Source organism: Cryptosporangium aurantiacum, assembly GCF_900143005.1.
In the GTDB taxonomy this organism is placed as follows: Bacteria; Actinomycetota; Actinomycetes; order Mycobacteriales; family Cryptosporangiaceae; genus Cryptosporangium; species Cryptosporangium aurantiacum.
This window is the reverse complement of the sequence record NZ_FRCS01000008.1, coordinates 364145-385451: the sequence shown is the minus strand read 5'-3', so window position 1 is coordinate 385451 and position 21307 is coordinate 364145. Positions and strand designations below refer to the sequence as shown.

General features: G+C 73.8%; 16 protein-coding genes. 4 read left to right on the top strand and 12 right to left on the bottom strand.

Going from position 1 to position 21307, the window contains the following annotated elements; genetic code table 11:
* Positions 1-8: 8 nt before the first annotated feature.
* The 4 genes from BUB75_RS26755 to BUB75_RS26740 form a co-directional block, all read right to left on the bottom strand.
* Positions 9-644 carry a response regulator transcription factor gene (locus BUB75_RS26755; protein ID WP_218617776.1) on the bottom strand — a complete coding sequence of 212 codons (636 nt, stop codon included), beginning with the start codon at positions 642-644 and terminating at the stop codon, positions 9-11.
* Between the two features lie 80 nt (positions 645-724).
* Positions 725-1822, bottom strand: a complete 1098-nt coding sequence (locus BUB75_RS26750) for a sensor histidine kinase (RefSeq protein ID WP_073260566.1) — start codon at positions 1820-1822, stop codon at positions 725-727.
* Positions 1823-2107: 285 nt separating this feature from the next.
* The gene (locus BUB75_RS26745) at positions 2108-2743 is read right to left on the bottom strand and encodes a maleylpyruvate isomerase N-terminal domain-containing protein (RefSeq protein WP_073260565.1); all 636 of its coding nucleotides are present in this window, start codon (positions 2741-2743) and stop codon (positions 2108-2110) included.
* A gap of 41 nt (positions 2744-2784) precedes the next feature.
* The gene (locus BUB75_RS26740; protein ID WP_073260564.1) at positions 2785-3459 is read right to left on the bottom strand and encodes a GntR family transcriptional regulator; all 675 of its coding nucleotides are present in this window, start codon (positions 3457-3459) and stop codon (positions 2785-2787) included.
* A gap of 212 nt (positions 3460-3671) precedes the next feature.
* On the opposite strand from BUB75_RS26740, the gene BUB75_RS26735 reads away from it, so the two are divergent.
* Complete coding sequence (locus BUB75_RS26735) at positions 3672-4151, top strand: hypothetical protein (RefSeq protein ID WP_073260563.1); 480 nt, start codon at positions 3672-3674, stop codon at positions 4149-4151.
* 38 nt (positions 4152-4189) lie between these two features.
* Here the strand turns inward: BUB75_RS26735 and BUB75_RS26730 are convergent, their stop codons facing one another.
* A complete protein-coding gene (locus BUB75_RS26730; RefSeq protein WP_073260562.1) occupies positions 4190-5107 on the bottom strand; it encodes a LysR family transcriptional regulator in 918 nt (305 codons plus the stop codon).
* 102 nt (positions 5108-5209) lie between these two features.
* Between BUB75_RS26730 and BUB75_RS26725 the strand changes: the two genes are divergently transcribed.
* Positions 5210-5560: a YybH family protein gene (locus BUB75_RS26725; protein ID WP_073260561.1), complete on the top strand. Its 351-nt coding sequence runs from the start codon at positions 5210-5212 to the stop codon at positions 5558-5560.
* Positions 5561-5611: 51 nt separating this feature from the next.
* On the opposite strand, the gene BUB75_RS26720 is transcribed toward BUB75_RS26725, so the two are convergent.
* Positions 5612-6103: an anthrone oxygenase family protein gene (locus BUB75_RS26720; protein ID WP_073260560.1), complete on the bottom strand. Its 492-nt coding sequence runs from the start codon at positions 6101-6103 to the stop codon at positions 5612-5614.
* An 87-nt stretch (positions 6104-6190) separates the two neighbouring features.
* Between BUB75_RS26720 and BUB75_RS26715 the strand changes: the two genes are divergently transcribed.
* Positions 6191-6424: a hypothetical protein gene (locus BUB75_RS26715; RefSeq protein ID WP_073260559.1), complete on the top strand. Its 234-nt coding sequence runs from the start codon at positions 6191-6193 to the stop codon at positions 6422-6424.
* Here the strand turns inward: BUB75_RS26715 and BUB75_RS26710 are convergent.
* Entirely contained in the window at positions 6417-7247 is an 831-nt protein-coding gene (locus BUB75_RS26710) for an isocitrate lyase/PEP mutase family protein (RefSeq protein WP_073260558.1), read from the bottom strand. The genes BUB75_RS26715 and BUB75_RS26710 overlap by 8 nt on opposite strands.
* Positions 7248-7367: 120 nt before the next feature.
* Between BUB75_RS26710 and BUB75_RS26705 the strand changes: the two genes are divergently transcribed.
* Positions 7368-8624: an AGE family epimerase/isomerase gene (locus tag BUB75_RS26705; RefSeq protein ID WP_218617775.1), complete on the top strand. Its 1257-nt coding sequence runs from the start codon at positions 7368-7370 to the stop codon at positions 8622-8624.
* 4 nt (positions 8625-8628) lie between these two features.
* On the opposite strand, the gene BUB75_RS26700 is transcribed toward BUB75_RS26705, so the two are convergent.
* The 5 genes from BUB75_RS26700 to BUB75_RS26680 are packed head-to-tail and all read right to left on the bottom strand — an operon-like array spanning position 8629 to position 21100.
* A complete protein-coding gene (locus BUB75_RS26700) occupies positions 8629-10686 on the bottom strand; it encodes a hypothetical protein (RefSeq protein ID WP_073260557.1) in 2058 nt (685 codons plus the stop codon).
* Positions 10683-14267: a DUF5682 family protein gene (locus BUB75_RS26695; RefSeq protein WP_073260556.1), complete on the bottom strand. Its 3585-nt coding sequence runs from the start codon at positions 14265-14267 to the stop codon at positions 10683-10685. Before BUB75_RS26695 ends, BUB75_RS26700 begins: the two co-directional genes overlap by 4 nt.
* Positions 14254-15393 carry an ATP-binding protein gene (locus BUB75_RS26690; protein ID WP_073260555.1) on the bottom strand — a complete coding sequence of 380 codons (1140 nt, stop codon included), beginning with the start codon at positions 15391-15393 and terminating at the stop codon, positions 14254-14256. The genes BUB75_RS26695 and BUB75_RS26690 overlap by 14 nt, the downstream gene beginning before the upstream one ends.
* Complete coding sequence (locus BUB75_RS26685) at positions 15390-20252, bottom strand: hypothetical protein (RefSeq protein ID WP_073260554.1); 4863 nt, start codon at positions 20250-20252, stop codon at positions 15390-15392. The genes BUB75_RS26690 and BUB75_RS26685 overlap by 4 nt, the downstream gene beginning before the upstream one ends.
* The gene (locus BUB75_RS26680; protein WP_073260553.1) at positions 20249-21100 is read right to left on the bottom strand and encodes a DUF4132 domain-containing protein; all 852 of its coding nucleotides are present in this window, start codon (positions 21098-21100) and stop codon (positions 20249-20251) included. Before BUB75_RS26680 ends, BUB75_RS26685 begins: the two co-directional genes overlap by 4 nt.
* Positions 21101-21307 lie beyond the last annotated feature (207 nt).

The following is a 21307-nucleotide window of genomic DNA, read 5'->3' as shown; positions in this document are numbered from 1 at the left end:
CCGATGACCTATTCCGCGTCGCGCACGAGCAGCGCCACCTGCACCCGGTTCGTCAGCTCGAGCTTGGTGAGGATCCGCGACATGTACGCCTTCACGGTCGCCGTGCTCATCAGCAGTTCGCGCCCGATCTCGCTGTTCGTCCGCCCCTGGCCGACCAGCACCGCGACCGCTCGCTCACCGTCGGACAGCCGCCCCAGCAACCGCTGTGCCTCGTCGCGCCGCGGATCGCCGTCGGGCTCTGCCGCGAACGCCATCACCCGCCGCGTGACGTCGGGTGACAGCATCGGCTCCCCGGCGGCGACCAGCCGGATCGAGCGCGCGATCTGCGCCGGGGGCGTGTGTTTGAGCAGGAATCCGCTGGCGCCCGCCCGCATCGCCCGGCGGATGTGCCGGTCGGTGTCGAAGGTCGTCAGCACGATCACCTCGGGCGGGTCCCGCCGTGCTCGGAGCTGTTCGGTGGCCGTCAACCCGTCGATCAGCGGCATCCGAATGTCCATCAGGACGACGTCCGGATGTAGGGAATTGACGGCGGGAAGTACCTCGGCGCCGTCGCTGATCGCACCGACGACCGTGAGGTCGTCGAACTGGCCGAGCATCATCTCCAGACCGGCACGGACTAGCGCGTCGTCGTCGACGATCAGCACGCGGATTGAATCCTTGTCGGCCGACCCCTGCGGACGACGTTCAGTCTGCGGCGATTCGTGGGGTTGAAAAGGGTTCATTGTCACGGCGTCCGCTCCGGGACCCAGGCGGAGAGGCGGAAGTCGCCGGTGTCCGTCCGCCCGTGTTCCAGCGAGCCGCCGACCAGCTCCATCCGTTCCCGCAGCCCGACCAGCCCGCTGCCGGCGCCGGGCAGCGAGGCGCCCGCGGCGGACATCCGGTTCGTGATCTCCACCGCCAATCCGCCGTCGCGGTCGGAGAGCACCACGCGGACCGGCGCGTCCGGTGCGTGTTTCCGGGCGTTCGTGAGCCCTTCCTGGACGACCCGGTAGACGTGCCTGCCGACCCCGTCGGCGACCGGGCCATCGCTCCGGTTGTCGAGCGTGACCGGAACGCCTGCCTGCCGGGACTGCTCGACCAGCGCGGGCACGTCCGTGAGCGTCGGTTGCGGCCGGTCGGCGTCGTCGCCGTCACTGCGGAGCATGCCGATCACCTCGCGCAGGTCCTCGAGCGCGGCGTACGCGGATTCCCGGATGACCCCGGCCGCCCGCCGCTCGTCCTCCGGTGCCGACTTGCGTACCTCCAGCGCGCCCGCGTGCACCGCGAGCAGCGAGATTCGGTGAGCGAGCACGTCGTGCATCTCCCGGGCGATCCGCTCCCGCTCGGCGTGCCGGGCCTCCTCGACACGCAAACGCTGGCCCTCCTCGGCCTCCCGGGCACGCGCCTGCCACGACTCGACGAGCAGGCGCTGGGACCGCACCAGTTTGCCGGAGGCCACCATCGCGGCGTCCAGCGCGAGCACGATGACGACCGCGGCCACGTACTCCGGTGACCCGTGGGCGACCACCGTGAACGCCCCGACGAACAGCGAGGCGTGCAGCCCGGCGACGGCCAGCGTCACCGGCCACGACCGGTACCGGGCGACGACCGCGAGCACGACCACGGACGCCCCCATCGAGACCGTGGACACCGCCAGCATCGGGATCAGCGCGACCGCGATCGGCACGGTCCAGCGGCGTCGGGCGATCACGAGCCCGCCGCACGCGAACGCGCCCAACACCACGTCTGCGACCGGGTGTTCCACGCCGTCGTCGGCGAGGAAGAGCAAGCCGAGGGCGAGGGCCAGCACGGTCAGGCCGACATCGACCCGCCAGTTCCGCATGTGGTCACCGTACGGGGCGCCGCGCGGGGGGACTGCTCTCGAAAGATGACGGCCTCGTCGACCTTGGTCTATGCCTCCGGGTGCAGCACGTCGCCGGTCTCCAGCAGCGACTTGAGGTTGGCCAGGATCTCCGGCCGGCCGCCGGTCTTGGGGGTGCGTCCGCTGAGCGCCCCACTGCCGCGCCATGTCCAGGCCCGCCCAGGGCTCCTGTAGCGTCTGGCCGTTGCGCCGGTTGAGGCGGTCGAGCAGCTCGCGCCGGTGGGGATCGGGTTGCCTGTCAAGGTTCTAGCGCTCGGACGCCGGGCGTGCGTCCCAGCGCCACGTGTCGCCCCGGTCGGGGTGTCCGGGCAACGCGCCGCGGCCGGTCGCCCACAGCAGCGCCGGCCACGGCTCGGCCTCCGGCGGCGCGTCCGGGAACAGCCGGTGCAGGGAGCGGCCGCACAGGTCGGCGGGCGGTGACCAGGGGCGCTTCAGGCCGCGGGCCAGGTCCTCGCCGTGCACCAGCGTCTCGACGACGCCCATCGCCGCGAAGCCCTCCGGGTCGGACAGCCCGTAGCCGTGGTGCGCGCGCCGGTCCGGTGGCGCGTCCCGGACCGCGGTCGCGAGAAAGACCCCGCAGACCTCCAGCGCCTGGAGAAGGCCGGCGGTACCGGCCGAAGGCTGGAGGAACAGGGAGTTCGCCGGTCCGCCGTCGCGGGTGGTGCGGTAGTCGAACGGGACGACGTCGTCCCGCGGCGGATCGGACGCAGCCACCTGGATCGCGTAACTGAACAGGTCGTCGACCAGGTGCTCCAGCGTTTCCCAGCAGCTCCACCGCAGGTCACCGGCCGGCACTCGCCAGGAGCTGTCGGGGACGTCGGCGAACGAGCGCCGCAACAGGTTGACGCTGGCGGTCACGTCGTCGCCGGTGACGGGATCCATGGGCCGGACTGTATTGCCTCCCGCGCGGTCCGGTGGAGCGCTTATTCGACGCCGATCCGCCGCAGCGCGTCGAGCGATTCGCGCCGATCGCACTCGATGCGCGCGTAGGCGACCGCCTCGGCGACGCGCTCGTTGCCGGACGTGATCGCACGGTAGAGCTGGCTGTTGCCGACCGACGGGTCGGGCGCACCCGGCTCGGCCGTCAAGTAGAACAACCACGTCATCCGGCCGGAGACCGGACGCATCAGCGTCGCCATCAACGCGTTCCCGGTGAGATCGACGATCGCGTCGTGGAACGCCGACCGGGTCTGCGCGATCCGGTACCGGTCGCCCTCCGCCGCTCCGGCCGCCGACCGCTCCAGCGCGGCGGCGAGCAACTCGGTCGACGCGCCGGCCGCGACCTGGCGCGCCGCGTACGTCGCCGCGCCCACATCGAGACAGAGCCGCAGGTCGAAGAGGTCGTGCGCGGCCGCGAGCGACCAGGTGGAGACGACGGTCCCGCGGCGCGGCAGCGTTCGGACGAACCCGTCCATCTCGAGCAGCGGCACGGCTTCCCGCAGCGGTACGCGGGAGACCGCGAGTTCCTCGGCGAGCCGCTGCTCGGCCAGTCGTGAGCCTTGTGCGTACTGTCCGCGGATGATGCCTTCGCGCAGCGTCGCGTAGATCTGCCGGGAGAGCGATTCGGGTCTCGACAGCGATCCGTTGGGATCAGCCATCGAGGTTCTCGCGAGTATCCGGGCGCATGACCCCACTATCCCGGATCGGAAATCCGCCCCGGTCGGCGGTGGGTAGACATTGGACAGTCGGCGGGGGTACTTCAGGGGTAGGACAGGTCGATACCTCGGCGGGACGCTGTTCGCCGGCTTCCGGAGCACGCTCGGTACACGGCGGGATCACCGCTGGTTTCCGCGACCGGACGAGGTGCGAGATGTCGGAACGAACGATGGTGGCGCCCACGGCGTCGCCCGGGCACAAGCCGCCCTCGGCGGTGCAGGCGTCGGCGGCGTGGTGGGTGACTGCGGTAGCGGCCGGCGTGGTGGAGACGATCGGCACGGTGGCCGTGCTCGCCAACGACGGCGAGGCGATCGGCCCTCTGCTGGCGGGCGTCGGCGTGCGGGCCGTGGTGTACACGGTCGTACTGCTGGTGGTGGCTGCGTTCTGGCGGGGACGCCGCTGGGCGCGGATCGCGCTGGGGCTCGGGCTCGGCGTGGTCGGCATGCTCTCGCTGGTTGCCGACCCGATCTCCTGGCTGGCCGACGGCAATTCGCTGGGCGACGCGCTCGGGTCGGCGGACCTGCAGCTCGCGCTGGTGATCGCGATCCGCACGCTGCACGTGGTAGCGGTCGTCATGGCGTGCGTGTTGATGTTCCGCCCGGCCGCGAACCGGTACTTCCGTCGAGCCGGGTAGTGAGTTCTGTCGGCCGACCCCTGCGGACGGCGAGGCGGTCAGTGCGTTCGGGTGAGGTTCGGCAGGGCGTCGCGGGTGTGGGTGAGGAACGTCCTCGCGGCGGGGTTCGTGGGCCCCGCTCCGTTGGCCGCCTTCGCCGCGCGCCAGGCGAGCGCGAGTTGCCCGCGGAGCGGCGGGTCGACGATCGCCACCGCGCGGACGCCGTCCGGCGGTGGTGCGACGACCGACGCCGGCAAGATCGCGACGCCGAGCCCGCGGGCGGCCAGGTCGGCGAGGAGGAACGGGTCGCTCGCCTCGAACGCGATGTGCGGTGCGAATCCGGCCGCGGCGCAGGCGTCCTCCAGGCGGGCCCGGATCCCGGTGCCGGTGGGCAGGCTGATCAGCGGCTGCCCGCGCAGGTCCGGAATCGCCAGGTCGGAGCGGACGGCCAGCGGGTGGTCGTCCGCGACCGCGCAGACGACCGGTTCGTCGGTGACGATCTGGGTTGCGAGGTCGGCCGGTGGGGTGGTCGGCAGCCCGATGATCGCGGCGTCGAGCGTCCCGGCGCGCAGCGCGTCGACGAGGTCGTTCGAGTCGCCCTCGGTGAGCGTGATCTCGACCGCGGGATGCTTCTGGTGGAACTCGGCGAGGATCTCCGGGAGACCGAGCGGGCCGCAGGACGTGATCATCCCGAGCGCGACCCGGCCGCGCAGCAACCCGGTGAGCTCGTCGACCGCGTGCCGGGCGGCGTCCACGGCGGCCAGCGCGGCGCGGGCGTAGGGGAGGACGGCGGCGCCGACCTCGGTCAGGCGGACCGCGCGGCCGGAGCGGTCGAGCAGCGGCTGGCCCAACTCGCGTTCGAGCTGGCGGATCTGCGCGCTGACGCCCGGCTGGGCGACCCGCACCTGGGCCGCGGCCTTCGTGAAGCTGCCGTTCTCCACGACCGCGAGGAAGTACGCGAGCTGGCGGAGTTCCATAACTAGCGATTCTAGTTGGGAGAAGAAGCTGGTCTTTGACGTCTGGATCGGTGCGGAGCACGGTGGAGGTGTTCGTTCCCCTACCCGTACAACGGAGCTGAGATGACTGCCGACCGCGAACGTGCCGCCACTCCCGAAGACCTGGCCCGGCTGTTCGTCGAACGGGCCAACGCCGACGACGCCGAGGGCATCGCCGCGCTGTACGAGCCGGACGCCGTGCTCGGATACCCCGTCGGTGCGACGACCGTCGGACGCGAGGCGATCCAGGCCCTGTTCGAGAAGGTCGTGGCGAAGATGCCGCCGCAGAAGGTCGAGGAGCCGCTGCCGACGCTGTACCACGGAGACCTCGCGCTCACCGCGACCCGCCCGGCCGACGGAACCGGCGGCCGCGCCCAGGTAGCGCGCCGCCAGCCCGACGGGACCTGGCTGCGCATCCTCGATCGGCCGGAGTGACGCCTGACGTCGCTCTCAGCCCCGCCCTTCCAGGCGGGGCTTCTCGCGTGATCAGGACTCGGCTCGGCGGAGGAGCGCGTAGGCCAGCGTGGCCAGGCTGGCGGTGGCCAGAACGGCGCGGACGATGTTCCAGCGGACCCAGGACGCCTCGAAGTCGGCCCTGACGGCGGCGAGGTCCGCGATCCGGGCCGGGTCGCCGGCGTCGTTCAGCTGGTTGTTCAGCGGCACGTTGAGCACGAACGTGATGAGCAGCGTCGTGACGTAGATCGCGGCGGCCACCGCGATCCAGAGCGCCGCCGACCGCTCGCCGGCCCGCCACTCCAGGATCCCGGCGAGCACGGTCAGGATGAGCGCCCCCGCGAAGCTGAGTGCGAACCACCCGTTCAGGATCGCCACGTTGATCCGCTGCATGGCGTCCACGAAAGTGCGGTCGTCGACCTGGCGCAGGCCGGGCATGACCGCGCACGCAAACGTGTAGTACAAGCCGGCCGCAAGGCCGGTCGCCGCCGTCGCGGCGATCAGCGTGACGTTCCTGAACAGCATCGAAATCTCCCGTTGAGTGTTGTCCGATCCGGACTTCAGTCAACGGCGTCGCGCCGCCCGGAGGCCATCGTCGGGCGGCTCGCCCGCATGCGCGAGCGTCCACCCGGTCGACCCGGCCCCAAGGCCGCGGCGCACGCGTTGCCGTTCTGGTTCACCCGCGAGATCGGCGAGTACGCGATCGTGCACGGCGCCGGCGCGAACCACGTCGTCCGCGATCTGGTGCACACGTCGATCACGCTCGCGGTGGTGCTCGCGCTGGGAGCAGGCGCCTCGGCCCTCCGGCTCCGGCGCCTGACCCCGCCAGGCGTGGGGGTCAGCTGAACGCGTTGCGGGCGGCCTTGGAGCCCCGGCGAGCCAGGCCGAGGAACCCGTACGTGCCGTGGTCGCGGAACTCGGCCGCGGCCTCGGCCGCCGCGCCCAGCGCCGCGAACGCGAAGCTGCCGCCGATCGACACCCGGCTGACGCCGAGTTCGGCCAGCTCGGCGACCGGCGGTGTGCCCGGGAAAGCGAGCACGTTGACCGGCCGGTCGACCGAGGTGACCACCGCGCGGATGTCGTCGGCGCTGATCAGGCCCGGCGCGTAGAGCACGTCGGCGCCGGCCTCCTGGTACGCCTGCAGCCGGGCGATCGTGTCGGCGAGGTCGGTGCGCTCGTAGAGGTAGTTCTCGGCGCGCGCGGTGAGCACCAGGCGCGTCGGACCGGAGTGGGCGGCCTCCGCGGCGGCGGCGATGCGGTCGGTGGCCGCCGCGAGGTCGTAGATCGGCTCGTCGTCGCGGCCCGTGGCGTCCTCGACGGAACAGCCGGCCAGACCACTGTCGATCGCCGCGCTGATCAGCGCAGCCACCGCGGCGGGCACGTCGGCGAAGCCGTTCTCGAAGTCGGCGGAGACCGGCACGTCGGTCGCGGCGGCGATCGCCGCTGCGTGCGCGAGGGCCTCCTCCCCGGTCACCTGGCCGTCGCTCCGGCCGAGCGTGGCCGCGAAACCGCTGCTGGTGGTGGCCAGCGCGGAGAAACCGAGCGTGGTGAGGAGGAGGGCGGAGCCGACATCCCAGGGGTTCGGCAGCAGCAGCGGACGCTCGCTGCGGTGCAGATCGAGGAAGTGCTGCGCCTTGGCAGCAGTAGTGGTGGTGGGTGACTCGGTCATGGCGTGACCGTAGCCATGAGCACCGACAGAACTCTCGATGTGGCCCCTCGGCGGGCGCGGGCGGCGGTGGGGTGCGAGGCTACCTCCGCAAACGCTGACCTCGACGAAGGGCGGACCGGAGTGGCCGAGCAGATCCGGGCGGCGCGGCCCGGCGGTGACAGTTGGATCGACTCCGCTGAGCACCGGGCGTGGCTGGACGTCGAGCGTGACGGGTTGTTCGACTTCGCGGCACGGTCGGTGCACCCGGCGGGGTTCGGCTGGCTCAGCGACGACGGGACGATCGACCCCGAGCGTCCGATCGAACTGTGGATCACCTGCCGGATGACGCACGTGTTCGCGCTGGCCACGCTCGTCGGGCGACCGGGCGCCGCGGAGCTGACCGACCACGGCCTCGCGGCGCTGACCGACCGGTTCCGCGATCGGGTGGACGACGGGTGGTTCTCGTCGATCACCGTCGACGGCCCGGTCGACGACGGGAAGGCCGCCTACGCGCACGCGTTCGTGGTGCTCGCGGCATCGTCGGGGGTCGCGGCCGGGCGCCCGGGGGCGGAGGCGCTGCTCACCGACGCGCTGGCCGTGAACGAGCAGCGATTCTGGCGCGAGGCCGACGGCATGGTGGTCGACGCGTGGGATCGACGCTGGTCGGCGGCGGACCCGTATCGCGGCGTCAACGCGAACATGCACACGGTGGAGGCCTACCTGGCGGCGGCGGACGCCACCGGCGACCTCGTCTGGCAGGCCCGCGCCGACCGGATCACCCGGCGGGTGCTGGGCTGGGCGTCCGCGAACGACTGGCGGATCCCGGAGCACTTCGACGAGGACTGGAACCCGCTGCTCGAGTACCACCGGAATCAGCCCCGCCACCGATTCCAGCCGTACGGAGCGACGATCGGGCACGGCCTGGAGTGGTCGCGGCTGTGCCTGCACCTGGCCGCGGCACTGGCCGCAGCCGACCCGACCGCCGAGGTGGACGCACTGCGCGAGGGCGCGATCGCGCTGTACGACCGGGCGGCGGCCGACGGGTGGGCCGTGGACGGTGCGGACGGCTTCGTCTACACCACGGACTGGTCCGGGCAGCCGGTCGTGCGGGACCGGTTGCACTGGGTGGTCAACGAGGCCACGAACGCGGCGGCCGCGCTCTGGATCGAGACCGGCGACCCGCGTTACGCGGCGCCGTACCGGCAGTGGTGGGACTACGCCGACCGGTACCTGATCGACCGCGACCGCGGCTCGTGGCGTCACGAGCTGGACCCGGGGAACGCGCCGTCCGCCGAGGTGTGGAGCGGCAAGCCGGACGCGTACCACGCGGTGCAGGCGACGCTGATCCCGCAGTTGCCGCTGGCGCCGTCGCTGGCGGCGGCGCTCGCTCGGGGCTAGGGGGTTAGTCCTGTGTCAGGCCGCTCCCCGGTGACCACGACGCGCGGCTGAGGGCCGAGGCCGCCGCCTGTTCGTACACGGCGGCGGCCAGCCAGGCCACGACGAAGCGTCGTCCGTCGTCGTCGGCGAGCCGGCCGAACGTGTCGCGGTGGCCCGGTCGCGCCGAGGCGTTGAGCGTCGCGAGCAAGTCGGCGCCGGTCTCCCAGCGGCTCCGGCGCAGCAACTGCTGGTCGCCGCGGGCGAACGCCTGGACCGCACGGCCGCCCTCGACCGTGCGGTCGAGGTGACGCCGGAGCAGACGCAGCGCGGGGTCACCGGCGAGGGGCGCCGGGCTGTCCGACGGCGGGCCGTCGGCGGGGGCCGGGGTGAGCCCGGCGAGCGGGCCGGTGATCATGCTGCGGTGGAGGCGGTCGTAGCCGAGGTCGGCGTGGCCGCCCCACGCCGCAGGCAGCCGAAGCCCGGCAAGACGGTCGGCGCCAGGTCCGCCAGGTCCGCCAGGTCCGTCGGGTCCGCCAGGTCCGCCAGGTCCGCCAGGTCCGTCGGGTCCGTCGGGGCCGGAGCCGGGGCTGGGGCCGTCGGCGTCGTCCGACGCGGGGCCGTTTGAGGCTCGGCCGTCCGACTCGGGCGCGGGGGCGTCCGACGCGGGCCCGTCGGGCGCGGGGGCGTCCGAGGCCGGGCCGTCGGGCGCGGGGCCGTCGGGGGCTATGGCGAGGGCGTGGACGACACCGGGGCGGGCCGGGTCGGGCCGGCCGATCAAGCGCAGCGCGACACCGCCCGCAGCGGCCAGCACCCGCAGGTTGTCGCGGTACGCCAGCTCCGGGCCGTCGATCGCGATCGCGAGCGTGACCAGCCGTTCGTCCTCCGTGACCGCGAGCACGCCGCCGCTGGCCGAGCCGATGATCTCGACCCGGAGGAACAGCAGGTCGGCCCCGGCCGGCCGGTCCTGCACGGGCAACTCGATCGCGGCGAAGGCCCGGTCGAGCTGAGCCTCGACCGGCTCGTCCCAGAGCGCGGCCAGCGGTGCCTCGTCCCACGTGGCGCCACCCGACCGCACCGCGCGGACGCCCTGCCCGGCGCCGAGTTGCCGGGACTCGCTGGCCGTGGCGCCGGTGACCATCAGCCCGGCGCGGGCCAGCTCCCGATGGCTCAGCAGACCTTCGCCGAGCGGGATGCCCGCGTCGCCGGTGACCGCCGCTCGCTGGACGTCACCGGGATAAATGTCCGCGACCAGCCAGAACACGCCGTCCCGGTCGACGGTGTAGGTCGCGGTGCCCGCGTGCCCGGAGCGCGCGAGCACCGGCACCGAGCAGAGGCCGACCAGGCGGAGGCTGCCCCGTGCGGTGTACTCGCGACGGGCGGTGCCCAGCAGGGGTGCCGCCTCGGCGTCGGGAAGGCCCGGATCACGGAGGCGATGGGCCAGCAGGAGCAGCGCGCGCAGGTCGTCGCTGAGTGTGCCCAGCCGGTACTGCGGAGCACCGGACCGGGCGTCCTGCAGGTGCGCAGCGACCTGGCGGGCCCCTGCGGCGAGGTGGTGCAGGCCGTGCGCGCGAGCATCGTGTGCGGCGCGCAGCAGCGCGGCCCGGAGCACGACGCCGCTGCCGGTGACACCGGCGGTGAGGACGGCACCGGCCGCGGACCAGACCGCGTCCGCGGCGGCGCGTTGCACGGCACTCAAGCCCGTGGCAGCCGGTTCGTCACCGGGTTCCTCGGCGGGCGCCTCCGTCGCGTCCGACGCCGCACCGGTCGCTGGGTCCGTCGCACCGGCCGCCTCTTCCGTCGCCACCGGCGCGGCTGACAGCACAGCCGCGCGGTGCAGGCAGGCCGGGGCGAGCAGGCACGTGCACCGTGCGTTGTCCGCGGCACGCACCGCACCGTCGACCGTGCGCAGCGTGACGACCGTCGCGTCGTCGACGTGGACGGACCATTCGGCTCCGTCCACGCTGACCGTCCAACCGGCCACCTTCGACACCGCGGCGTCCAGCCGCTTGCGCAGCCGCCCGGGTAGCGCGTCGACGCCGTCGGCAAGAACCAGCGCGTCGACCGGGGGTAGTGGTTGGTTCATCGGACGTGCTCCCCGACCCAGCGAGCCAGCTCCAGCGGGCTGAGCGCGGCTACGGGCATGCCTGCGGCCACCAGCCGCTCGGCGATCGGCACCGAGTACCGCGGCTTCCCGGCGTCGTCCAGGCTCGCGCAACCCAGCAGCGTGCAGCCCGACTCGGCCAGGGCTCGCACCTCCGACAGCAGGCCACCCACGCTGTACCCCTCCTCGAAATCGCTGATCACCGCAACCAGCGTCCGGGTCGGCACGGTCACCAGCGAGCGGGCGTGCCGCAGCCCCGCGGCGATGTGCGTGCCGCCGCCGACCCGGACCTCGAGCAGGAGGCCGAGCGGGTCGTCCACCCGGTCGGACAAATCGATGACGTCCGTGGAGAACGCTACGAAGTGCGTGGTCAGCGCCGGGACGCCGGCCAGCACGGAGGCGGTCAGCGCCGACCAGATCACCGACGCCTCCATCGAGCCGGACACGTCGACGACCAGCACCAGACGCCAGTCGACGCTGCGCCGCGCCCGGGTCCGGAACACCGGCCGCTCCGGAACGACGACCACCCGGCCGTCGTCGGTGCGGTGCGTGGTGGCCAGGTTCGCGCGCAGCGTCCGGGGCAGGTCGAGCGGCCCACCCGGCCGGTACGTCGGGCGCGGGGACGCCAGGCCGGTCAGCGCCGGTCGGATCCGGGTCGCGAGCTGTTGGGTCAGCTCGGCCACCAGCCGGGCGACCAGCGGCCGCAGCCGGGCGAGCGTCGCCTCGGGGACGCCGCCCACCAGCGAGAGCACGGACTGCAGCAGCTCCACCGACGGACGCGCCGACGCGGGATCGAGCTCCAGCGCCGCGTCGGTGCGCCCGGCTTCGACCGCCCGGCCGAGCACCTCCTCGCGGACGCCCGGCCCGAACAGCACCGCGAGCTCCTCCGACCACTCGCGGGCCGTGGGATAGGACGCCGCGCGCCCGGCGCGAGCGTCGGCGTCGTCCTGGGCGCCCTCACCGCGTCCGGCGCCGTACAGCTCGTCGAGTGCGCTCGCGTAGCGGACGGCCTCCTTGCCCTGGGCGCCGGGGCGACCCAGCACCAGCCGCCACCGGTCCACGGTGCTCAGCTCACCCCCAGAAACCTGCGCGCCCGCCGAGCGGAGCCCTTCCGGCGCGGGCGGCTCAGCAGAGACGGCCGCCGCCACCGGCAGGTGATACCGCTCGAGTGCCGCCCTCCCGGCACGGTCGGCGAGCAGCCGGTGCAGCAACGCCTCGGGGTCGGGCACCACGTCGATCTCGGCCGCCCCACCGATCTCGGATATCCCGTCGCCGAGCCGGTCGGTCACGACCGCGAGCAGCCGGTCGCGCCCGGCGGGGCTCAGCACGTGGAAGCCGCCGCGCAGCGCGGGTAGCCGCTCCAGGAAGTCCTGGTCGGCCAGCGTCTCGACTCGGTCGAACAGGCCGTCCAGCACCGCGCCCCCGGTCTCCAGCAGCGGACCGGACGCCGCGAGCAGGCCGGTCAGGCGCCCCTGCAGGACCCGGCGGCGGTCCGCGTCGGTCGCGCTGTCCACCCAGGACGCGACCCGCTCGCCCAGCCACTCCGGCTCCGCCAGCCCGAGCAGCACCTGCGCCGCGCTCGCGGCCGCCGCGATCAGCGGGCTCCCGTCGTCCGCCAGCCGCCCCAGCGCGTCGGCCAGCCGCAAGCCGACGTCGTTGCGGAGCGCGAGCGCGATCAACGCCCGCGCGTCCCCGACGTCGGTGGAACCGGCCAGGCCGTCGAGCTGACGGACGGCGGCGGCCCGGATCGCCTCGGTCGCCCCGGCGAGGTCACCCAGCTCGGGGAGGACCGACGGCGGCAACCCCGGCACGTGACCCAGCCGGACGCGGTCCAGCGCCGCCAGCGCGTCGAGCAGCTCCGGCAGCGTGCCGGTGGCCGGTGCCGTCAGCGCGAGCGCCGTCAACCGCTCCGCGGCCAGATCGATCAGCCCGCACGCGGCCGCGGTGGTGAAGCCGTCCACGACCTCACCCGCGGTCGGCCCACCCGCGTCGACCTGACGGCGGTGCCGGAGCCGGAGCGCGCCCTCGGCGGCCTGGGCGAGCGTGACGCCCTGGACGCCCGCGACGTCCAGCGACGCCTCGGTCGACGGTGTCCAGTCGGCCGTCCACCGCGTGGTCAGCCCCGCGAGCCCGCCCACGCCGACGACGTCGGTCTCGGACGCGTAGGGCACCCGGCAGACCGTGAGCCGGCGCAGCGCGATCTCCCGTCGGCGGTCGAGATCGGAGCGCAATGGGTCGAGCCGGAGATCCCGGGGCGGGTCGCCCGGGCCGGGCAGGCGGAGCGCCACCAGGTCCCGTTCGATCGCCGACCGCAGTCCCGAGCGCGGTGCCGCCGGTGCCACCCGGCCGCGGCGCTCGCCGACCAGCACCCGTTCCATCGCCTTGGCCACTACGCGGCCACGGCCCTGCACCTCGCCTTGAGCGAGGACGCTTTGCACCGCCTCCACCAGCTCACCGCGCCCGGGCGCGGGCAGGCCGCGCAGCTGAGCCAGCCCGGTCGCCAGCTGGACGGCTTGTCGCGCCTCGCCCGGACCGGCCGGATGACCCGCCTCCCGGACCTGCGCGGTGATCCCGACCAGCGCGGCGATCGCCGCGTCCTCGACGGCGGCGGTGTCGCCGCCCGCGGCCAGGACCTCCTGCTGCCACTGCGGATCGCGGATGCCCGCCGGGTAGCCCGACCGGGAATCGAGCAGCGCGAACGTGTAGGGCACCAGCGACGTCACGATCTGGGTGTCCGGGCGCTCGGCGGCGGGCGGGGTGTTGCCCGCGGCCGCAGGGTCGACGTGCAGCGCCGGGGCGTGGAACGCGCCGACGACCGCCGCGATCCGCTGTGCCCCGGACGCCAGTGCCTCCGCGACGCACCGGCGCATCCACTCCTCGCGGCGCAGGTCGACCGGGTCGACGCCGCCCTCGCGCTGGGCGTCCGTGCGGAACGCCCAGCCCACCAGCAGCGCGGCCCGCCGCACGGCCTCCGGCGTCGACCCGGGAGCACGCGCCTCGACGGCGCGGTCCCAGAGGTCGTCGTCGACCCGCCCGGTGTTGCCGGCCCGCAACGCATCGGACAGCAGCGGACCGCCCGGCCCCGCCGTGCCGGGCCCGGCCGTACCGGGCCGAGCCGAGTCCGGTCCAGCCGAGTCCGGTCCAGTCGAGTCCGGTCCAGCCGAGGCCGGGCCCGCCGCGGCAGGCTCGGTGTCGGTCCGGTCCCAGCCGCGGTCGGCCAGCGGCAGGTCGCACGGGACGACCCGGACGCCGTTCCGTGCCGCCCACCGCACCGCCGCCAGCTCCGGCGAGAAGTCGGCGAACGGGTAGAACGCCAGCGCGTTGTCGCGCCCGTCGGTGCCGGCCAGGGCCACCGGCGCCACGGTCGCCGGATCGGCCAGCCACGGCAACCAGTCCGCGAACTCGGCGGGCAGCTCGACCAGCAGGACGTCCGGCCGCGCGGCGTCGAGTAGCCGGGGCACCACCGCCGCGAGCGCGGGGGAGTGGTGCCGCACCCCGATCAGGTACGGCGTGGCCTGCTCGGCGAGAGCGTCGACGACCCGCGCGGGATCATCCGACTGCATGCCGTAGCTCCCAGAGCTGACGCCAGAGCCGCGACCCCTCCTCCGCGCGCCGCCGGACGGCGCCGTCCCAGTACCCGAGCAGCGTGGCGGCGTCCGCCGGGTCGTCCTTGGCGGCGACGCCGCGCAGGTGACCCGGCAGCAGCGACAGCACGTCCCGGTCACCGGGGAAGTAGGCCGCGGCCAGCGCCAGCGACGTGGCCACCGACACCGCCTCGGCCGTGCTCATCACCGTGGACGGACGTTGGACCTGCCACCCCTCCACGGACTCGCCGGTACGCAGGTCGCGGAACGCGGTGAGCAGCGCCTCCAGCACCGCATCATCCACGCCGAACGCCGCACCCGACCGAGCCACGGTCTTCGTGGCCTGACGCTTGACCAGCGCGATCTCGTCCGCGAGCGTCGGGATCGGACCGACGGTCTCCACGTTGAACCGCCGCTTGAGCGCCGCGGACATCTCCGAGACGCCGCGGTCGCGGATGTTCGCGGTGGCGATGACCGTGAAGCCGGGCGCCGCGGCCACCGTGGCGTGCTCGGTCGCCGCCAGCTCCGGTACCGCGATCCGCCGGTCGGAGAGGATCGAGACCAGCGCGTCCTGCACCTCCGGCAGGCACCGGGTCAGCTCCTCGATCCGCCCGACGGCGCCGGTCCGCATCGCGGTCAGCACCGGGGACGGCACCAGCGCCTCCGGGCTCGGCCCGTTCGCCAGCAGCAGCGCGTAGTTCCAGCCGTACCGGAAGTGGTCCTCGGTGGTGCCCGCCGTGCCCTGGACGACGAGCGCGCTGGTGCCGCTCACCGCCGCGGCCAGCAGCTCGGACAACATCGACTTCGCGGTGCCGGGCTCGCCGACGAGCAGGAGGCCCCGCTCCCCGGCGAGCGTCACCACGCACCGCTCCACCAGCGCCCGGTCACCGACGAACTTCGGGCTGATCTCCCGGCGTTCCTTGCCCGCGGCCAACGCCTGCCCGTCGCTGCCCAGCACGAACGTCACCACGGCCCGGGGCGTGAGCTGCCACCCCGGCGGCCGCGGCCCGTCGTCGTACCGGGCCAGGAACGCCAGCTCCTCCGCGTAGGTGTCCTCGGCGGGATCCACCTGCCGGGCGAGTGCGGTGTCGGTCGGGGTGCTCATCGGCGCCTTCCGGTCTGCAGTTCGTCGAATCGCGGTTCGTCGCCGTTGCGCACGCGATCCCAGGCTGCGGCGAACAACTCGGGGATCGGGAGCAGCGGCACCACCCGCCGGTGGGTGGGTTCGCCGGCCGCGAACCCGTACAGCGGGCTCTTCCAGGCCTCGATCGGCGGAAGCGGTGACTTCAGTGCCAGCCAGCCACCGGGCAGGAACAACGTCCGGCTCGCCCGGGAGCGCTTCGCCTCTGTGACCAGCGGCGTCGCGGCCAGCTCGGCGCGCGCCTTCTTCAGCCGGGCGGGCTTCCACCCGGTCCACTTCGCGACGTTGCGGTCGGTGGGATCGGGCAGGGCCAGCAGCTGGAGGTAGACCGTGGCGGCGTCGGCGCTCAGACCGAGCGTCGTCGCGGCCTCGGTGACCAGGTCGGGCACCGAACGGCTCGGGTCCTGCGGTGGGCCGGCCGCCGGATCGACGGCCGCCGCGGCGTCGAGCAGGCGCGGCAGCCAGTCCGACAGCACCACCCGGAGCGCTTCGATCTCTTCCGATTCGTCGGCCCTCGCCTCGAACGCGCGCAGCGCCGGGTCGTCGGGACCGGAGAGCAGCGCCGGGCGCACCCGGACCCGCCGTCCGTCGCTGCGGTCCGGCGTCACGAACGGCCCCAGCTCGATGCGGTCCTCGTCGCGGCTACTGCGGTCGACGGGGGTGGTGCCCAGGTCGTCGGCGAGCGCGGCCCACTCGTCCTCGTCGAAGTACTGCAGGGGGATCTCGTGCTCCGGCTCGGAGATCCGCGCCCGGTAGAGGCGAAGTGCCTCCGGCAGCACCGTGCGCAACTCGTCGTCGACCGGCAGGTGGTATGCCAGCCACGGCAACGCCCTGGCCATGGCCGTCAGAACGTCGTCGGCGTCGGGGTCGCGGATGTCCAGCCGACGGTGGTCGACCTGCCCGGCCGCGTCGCGGGGCAGCGGCGCGATCCACCGGCACGCCTCCGGCGAGCGCAGCCCGATCGCGAGCGTCAGCGGACGTGGACGCCAGCACAGGTTCGCTTTGGACAGCGCGATGAGCACGGTTTCGGACACCGGCGCGCGCCGACCCAGGCTCCGGTAGAAGTCCACGAGGCCGTCCAGGGCCGGTCCGTCGTCCCAGATCCGGCCGGGCTCGGCGGGCAGGAGGGTGCCGACCAGCGCGGCCCGGTTGATCCTTCCGCCGTAGTCCCACGTGTCGTCGACGATCTCCAGCGCCGCGACCGGGATGCCGATCTCCTCCGCGGCCGCCCGCACCGGCGCGCCGGGGTTGACGAGGCCGTACAGCAGGAGGAGCGCCTCGGCGCGCGTGATCCCGGCGCGCTTCGACAGTTCGTCGACCCGCTCCGGACGCCACTCGATCGGCCCGCGCTCGCGCGCCGCCGCGACGTACGACCGCACGGTCTCCTCGTCGAATCCGGCCAGCAGCGGGTAGTCGTAGGAGATCTGGATGCCCGGTATCGGCGCGAACTCGCCGTCCGGCTGGTAATCGAGCAGGTCGACGCTCCACCGTTGCGGGTCGTCGTCGGCGGCGTCCGGCTCGCTCAGCCGCAGGATGCGGCCACCGTTCCCGTTCGGCTGCAACCGGTCGGGGCCCGGCTCGGTCTCGGTCGACCCGATGATCCGGCGCAGTCGCCCGCCCGGCGCCAGCAGGCCGAGGTCGGCGATCAGCTCGGCCAGTTCGAGCAGTGCCTCGCGCTCCGCGAGCCCGACCGGCAGCACGAGCGAGCGGTAGAGCGGCGACACCGCGCGGTAGAGCACGGCCGGGAACACCTGGAGCGCCTTGAACCAGTCGTGGTCGCCCTCCAGGTCACCCTCGCGCGGAGGTACCCCGTCGACCAGGGCGCGGCCGGCGGCCGTCAGCAGACGAGCAGCCTCGCCGCCGCGGTCGTAGCAGCGGGGGATCAGCAGCGTGAGCCCGTCCATGAGCGGACCGTCGGCGGGCTTGCCGCTGACGACCTCCTTGACCGCCACCGGCTCCGCCGACGCGGCGTGCTGGAGGCCCGCGCTGAGCTCGGCGAGCAGCGCGGCGCGCTCGGCGGCCAGCGCGACGATGCCGACCAGCCCGTTGACCAACTCGGGGTGGGTGACGCCGGGCAGCACCTCGGCCACCGCGGCGCGGACCTCGGCGGTGGCCTCCGCAGGGGTCAGCCGCCGCTTCGCCGCCTCGGCTTCCTCCACCACGGCGTGGTCACGGGCACCGGCCGCGAGCAGCAGCGCGGCCTGCTCGTCGGTGACCGCACGCAGCACCGCAGACCCGGCGAGGTCACGGGGGCGCAGGTGGTGCCAGCCAGCCGGGCGCGTCACCAGCGGGGTGCCCGCGGCGAACGTGGGTCGGCGCGCACCGATGTTCACCGCGGCGACCACGAAGCCGTCCGCGTCCACCACGGACAGCGTGTCCTCGCGCCACTGATTCCGGCGCAACAGGCCGAACACGGTGTCCGACCCGGGGAAGCGCACCGCCTGGATCAGGCGGGTGTCCTCCGGTGTCCGGACACGGATCGATCGTCCGTCGATGCCGGTACCGATGGAGATGCCGTCGGCCGTGGTGCGCAGTCGCAAGCCCACCAGTCCGTCGGCGGCTGCGAACGGGCTCGTGTGGCTACCGGACACCGCGGTCTTCAACGTGCTGCCCGCGATGTCGAGCTTCTCCCCGTCGACCGGGTCGGCCTCGAAGAACGCCGGCATCGACACCCGGCCGCGCTCGCCGGTCGCCGGGTCGAACTCGACGATCGTGGAGGCACCCTCGTCGTCCTGGCCGTAGACCCAGAACGACCGCCCGTCGGTGTACACGCGCCCGGCCACGCTGTGGGACCGGTCGCCGACGTGCAGCGGCCTGCCCCCGGCGGTGCGACCTCCGCCGGGCAGCGGCAGCGAACCGTCGTCCGGATGCCACGCCGAGAACGGCAGCTCGATCAGAACGTCGTCGGGCGTGCCGCTCCAGTAGGCCGACCGGTTGGGCCCGGTGTCCCAGGAGACCAGGAGCTGGCCGTCGACGTAGCGGAACGCGGTGAGCCAGAGGTACTCCCGCTGGTCGCGGGGGATGCGGAGTGCGTGCCGCAGTACGACACCGTCGGAGTCGAACACCGCGACGTGGGTGTTGTGCCGGAGGACGACGTGGGGCCACTGGGTGAACTGCTGGACCTTCTCGTCGTCGTCATCGGACCGGGGCGGCGGCACGGACTCGGTCACGTACTGCTCGAACGCGGGCCAGCCGTACTCGTCGACCAGACCGGAGCGGAGCGTCCGGCCGAGGACCGCCGCCAAGTCGTGCGTCCGGATCCGCTCGGTAGCGGCCGGGTTGAGCGCGAGCAGGCGCCCGTCGACGAGCTTGTCGAGCCGCTGCAGCTGCGGCTCCAGCGTCGGCAGGCCCTGCTGCTCGATCGACTCGGCCAGGTCGTCGAGGAAGTGGGTCAGCGCGACCCGCAGCCCGGCGGACGCGAGGGCCGTCTCCACCAGCGCCGGGGAGGGCCGCCGCGGCAGCCCGGCCTCCGCCGCCCGTACCAGCGCGCCGAGGAAACGGGGGTCGGCGGCGAACGCGGCGAGATCACGACGACCGTCGGTCTCGTCCCTCAGCCACTGGCCGACGTCGACCTGGAAGCTGTCGCTCGGGTCGGCCACCGGAAGGCCCAGTGCCAGCGCGGTGTCGTACAGGTCGAGATCGGACGACCAGTCGAGTTCGAGCTTCAGCGGGACGCCGTCGGCACGGACGCGGTCGGCGGCGCGCTCCAGTAGCGCGTACAGCGGGGCGGACCGCTTCGTGCTCCGCCTGGTCTGCGAGTCGCGGTGCTGGGCGAACCGGTGGAACCAGCCGGCGACGCTGTCGGCGGGATCGGCGGCCGGGTCGCCGCTCCCCGCGGGCGCCACCAGCGCCTCGGTCGCGCCTGCTTCGGCCAGTAGCTCCAGCCAGGCCTCGCTGTCCAGGTGCTCGGGGAAGAACGTCAGCAGCCGCCCGCGGATCGCGGGGACCTCGGCGGCGAGCCGGACCAGCGCCGGTCGGTACGCCTTCCAGAACGCCTCCGGCGCCTTCGGCAGCGTCGGCGCCTCGATCAGGTCGCGCAGCACCTCGGCGTCGGCCTCGGCCTGGTCGAGCCGGGCCGCCTTCGCCAGCCGACGCAGGTCGGCGACCATTCCGGCGTAGGGGGCCAGGCCGCCCAGCGTGCGCTCGACGCAGAGGCGGCGGAACCGGTGGTAGGCCGCCGCCGGCTCACTGCGGGCCGCGAGCGTCCTGGCGTGCGCGGTGAGCGCCTTCGCGGTCAGCGCCCCGGCCAGCGCGAACTCCAGGAACACCGCGTGCTCGCGGTCCTCGTCGACGGCCAGCGCGTACGACTGCTCCGCCTCGCGGGCCTTGCCGAACATCATCGCGGCGTACGAAGGGCTCTCGGCGGCGATGAACGCCCGCCCGGCCTCCTCGTAGTACGTCGGGAGGAAGTGCGGCACGGCGCGGGCCAACCGCGCGCCGAGCTCGTCGAAGCCCTCCTTCGCCGGGCCGACGCGGGACTTCGCGATCCGGGCCAGCCGTTCGATCTCCTTGACCAGCGCCAGGGCGTGGTGGCCGTTGGCCGGGTCGTTGACGAGCGCCCAGGCGGGGAACCCGAGCGCCTGCCTGCGGACGGTGCCGACCTCGGTCGACCGCTCGGGCGCCACGAAGCCGAGGAACTCCATCGAGAGGTCCTCGGCCGCGTGCAGCGTGCCGGGCACCAGCCGGACCACCGTGCGGCCGTCCAGCACCGGGTGCTGGTAGGCGCGGGTGAACAGCGCGTCGACCGTGTCGGACGACGCGACCTCGGTGCCGACCGGGAGCACCGCACCCGCGTCGAGCAGCGCGTCGAGAGAGGTGCTCACGCCGCGTCCTCCTTCTCTACGACGCGTCCGGCGTACAGGCCGGCGGCCATCCGGTTGCCCTCGGACCAGGCCACCGGCCCCACCTCACGCAGCGGCAGCGCGACGCCGTCCGAGCGGGTGAAGAACAGGTCACCGGTCTCGGTCGAGTAGTACGGATCGTCCGACCCGACCCAGGAGCGGGCCTCGACGACCTGGCCGTTCTCGAAGACACGACAGACCGCGAACCCACCGCGGACGCGGAAACCCAGCTGCGAAGCCCTGGCGGTGAGGTGACGCAGCTGGTCGTAGCGCCCGCCGGAGTACCGGGTAACCCGCGTCGCGGCCGCGTCGAGGTCGGCCGGGCGCACCCAGACCTCCCGGAACAGCTGGTCGATCGCTTGGGACAGCTCGAGGTCGGCGGCGAATTCGCGGAGGTCGTCGATGTCCTCGAGCAGGACCGGGTGCGGGAACAGGATCTGGTCGGCGTCGAGCCGGACGGTCTCACCGTCGAGGTCGACGATGCCGATGCCCTTCTCGCTCGCGTCGCGGAGGAAGCCGACCTGTTCGCCGTCGGGGGTCGTGACCACGAGGTTGCGAGCGGCGGACGCCCAGGCCTCGTCGGCCCAGACCTCCGCCAGCAGGGTGGCGGGAACCTGCAGCGAGCGGACCATCCAGCGTTCGACGTCGGCCCGGCATTGGGCTTCGTGCCGGGTGAGCCATTCGGTCAGCTGTTTCAGGCCCACGACCACCGGATCCTCGCGGACCGCCTTGGGCACTGAACGTAGCGTCTTGCCCGCCGCGTTGCGGCACACGAGGTTTTCGCCGTCCAGCGTCACCTCGTAGCCGCCCGCCACCGCTAACCAGGCCATCCAGCCACTCCCTCCACGTCGAACGTGGCTGGAGGCTAGCGAGCCCGTCCGACAGTTCGGCGGGCGGCTACGGAGAGTCCCAATCCGGCCGTGCGGCCCGGCACGCCGCACGGCCGGGCACCGCACTCCCACCGGCGACGATGCGCCCGGTGTCTACCATGGAGCGGACGGTAATCCGGGTCCGGCGGCCTAGCCTGGTGCCAACGC